Here is a 2410-nt window from a genome sequence, read left to right as displayed (position 1 = left end):
GCCTTTCGATCCTTTCCGGCTCGCACCTGCCGCTGATCGCCGAAGTGATGGAGCGGATGCGCGCCGCTGGGCTTGGCCATATTCCCGTCGTCGTCGGCGGCATCATCCCGGATGAAGATGCGGCGCGTCTGACAGAGATGGGCGTGGCCCGGGTCTATACGCCCAAGGATTTCGAACTGAACCGCATCATGTTCGATATCGTGGCGCTGGTGGACACGCAGGCGGTCGCAGCGGAATAGACGCCCCGCCCCGCGCGCGATAGGTTTGGCCCGACACAGCGTGAGGGCAGGCCTTTGACGATATCCGTTCCCGGTTCCGCCAGCACCGATAAGACCATGTTCGACGATGGCGTTCATAACCGCGCCAAGATCGGCTTTGTCCTGCTCGCCACCGAACAGACCATCGAGGATGACATGATGCGGCTTTGCCCCGAAGGGGTCGGCATGCATTTCACCCGCGCGGCAAACCCCGACAGCATCACGGTCGAAAGCCTGTCAGCGCAGGCCGATGACCTCGCGCGGGCGGCTTCGACACTGCTGCCCGACGGCAGTCTCGATGTCATCTGTTACGCCTGCACCTCCGGAAGTCTCGTGATCGGCGAAGACCGCGTTTTCGCTGAATTGTCCAAGGGCGCACCGGGCGCCCGGCCAACGTCGCTGATCTCGGGCGTCATCGGCGCCTTGCGCGCAATGAAGCTGAAACGCATCGCGATCGCCACGCCCTATCTCGACGAAATCAACCAGCGCGAGGTCACCTATCTCGAAAACGCCGGCTTCACCGTCACGAACATCAAGGGTCTCAACCTTGAGAAAGACAGCGACATGATCCGCGTCAGGCCCGACTTCCTGCTCGACTACGCCGCTTCGGTCGATACGCCCGATGCCGACGCGGTTTTCGTCAGCTGCGGGGCGCTTCGTACGCTCGATGTCATCGGCGATCTGGAAAAGCGACTGGGCAAGCCCGCAATCTGTTCCAATCAGGCGATGTTCTGGGACACTCTGCGCCGGGCCGGGATTCGGGATCAGTTCACCGGCTACGGCAGCCTTTTGTCGGAATTCTAGCGCCACTCCTGCCTGAATGCACAAGGGTTGTTCGCGACGGGGGCTTTTATTCGCGCCGGTTCGCTCCATATTGCTGGCAAAGATATGGAGAGCTTCGATGACCTTCCGCCCTGTCAAATCCATTTCCGCCGCCCAGCCGACGCTGGAAGGCGCCGGCGTGCATCTTTATCGCGCGTTCGGCTTCCGCGAGCCGAAGGAATCGGACCCGTTCCTGTTGTTCGACGATTTCCGCAACGACGACCCCAGCCGATTTTCCAAGGGCTTCCCGTGGCACCCGCATCGCGGCATCGAGACGATCACATATGTCTTGGCCGGAGAGGTCGATCACGGCGACTCTCTGGGCAATCGCGGCACCCTTGGCGCCGGGGCGGTGCAGTGGATGACAGCCGGATCAGGCATCATGCATCAGGAAATGCCGCGCGGGAACAAGGCCGGGCAAATGCACGGATTTCAGCTGTGGGCCAACCTGCCTTCCGGCCTGAAAATGACCGCGCCGCGCTATCAGGACATTCAGGGCAGCGACATTCCCGAAATTACGGACGACGACGGCACCAAGGTAAAGATCATCACGGGCAGTTTCTGGGGCACATCCGGACCCGTAGACGGGATTGCCGCCGAGCCGATGTATCTGGATGTCTCGGTGCCGCCCAATACCCGCAAGAGCCTTCCGGTCGACACCTATGCCAATGCCTTTGCCTATGTCTTTGCCGGCTCCGGCAGCTTCCGGGACGCCTCGCGCCCCGAAGGGGTCAGAGTGGAAAAGGAATTCGACGGCCAGGAACTGAACATCCGCGACATGACCGGCAACCGCACGCTGGTGCGCTTTGATACCGGCGATGAGGTGACCGTTCAGGCCGGGCCGGAGGGCATCCGGTTCCTGCTGATCTCGGGGCGCCCGCTTGAAGAGCCTGTGGCCTGGCATGGGCCCATTGTGATGAACACGCAGGCCGAACTGCGGCAAGCCATGCAGGATCTGCAGAACGGCACCTTCATCCGCAGCCAGCACTGACGCATTTCCCCTGCCCTTCGCGGTTTCGGGCGCTATAGTCGCCGGAAACCGCAAAGGGGTGTGCCATGACCGTTCATATCGGAGCCAAGACAGGCGAAATCGCTGAAACCGTCCTTTTACCCGGCGATCCCTATCGCGCGAAATGGGCGGCGGAAACCTTCCTCGACAAACCCAGACTGGTGAACGAGGTGCGCGGCATGCTGGGCTATACCGGCAGCTACAAGGGCCGCCCTGTCACCGTTCAGGGGTCGGGCATGGGAATGCCGTCGCTGTCGATCTACGTCAATGAGCTCATCAAGGACTATGGCGCGCAGACGCTGATCCGAATCGGGTCCTGCGG

Annotated in this window: 2 protein-coding genes and 2 pseudogenes; all 4 read left to right on the top strand. The window is 61.7% G+C overall.

Annotation, left to right across the window (positions count from 1 at the left end; all coding sequences use genetic code 11):
* Positions 1-239 (top strand): annotated as a pseudogene (locus WBB85_RS06400) (protein meaA); the annotation flags it as partial.
* 96 nt (positions 240-335) lie between these two features.
* Positions 336-1061, top strand: coding sequence for a maleate cis-trans isomerase family protein (locus WBB85_RS06395; RefSeq protein ID WP_432637793.1), 726 nt, complete (start codon positions 336-338; stop codon positions 1059-1061).
* Positions 1062-1158: 97 nt separating this feature from the next.
* Positions 1159-2070: a pirin family protein gene (locus WBB85_RS06390; RefSeq protein ID WP_432637792.1), complete on the top strand. Its 912-nt coding sequence runs from the start codon at positions 1159-1161 to the stop codon at positions 2068-2070.
* A 65-nt stretch (positions 2071-2135) separates the two neighbouring features.
* Positions 2136-2410 (top strand): annotated as a pseudogene (locus tag WBB85_RS06385) (purine-nucleoside phosphorylase); the annotation flags it as partial.

The organism is Albidovulum sp. (assembly GCF_049646345.1).
Taxonomy (GTDB): Bacteria; Pseudomonadota; Alphaproteobacteria; order Rhodobacterales; family Rhodobacteraceae; genus Albidovulum.
Note: the sequence above shows the minus strand (reverse complement) of the source record. Positions and strands in the feature narration are given on the sequence as shown.

Excerpts from the sequence above, each read along its gene's own strand:
- WBB85_RS06390 (WP_432637792.1), top strand. The coding sequence starts at position 1,159 with ATGACCTTCCGCCCTGTCAAATCCATTTCCGCCGCCCAGCCGACGCTG.
- WBB85_RS06395 (WP_432637793.1), top strand. The coding sequence starts at position 336 with ATGTTCGACGATGGCGTTCATAACCGCGCCAAGATCGGCTTTGTCCTG.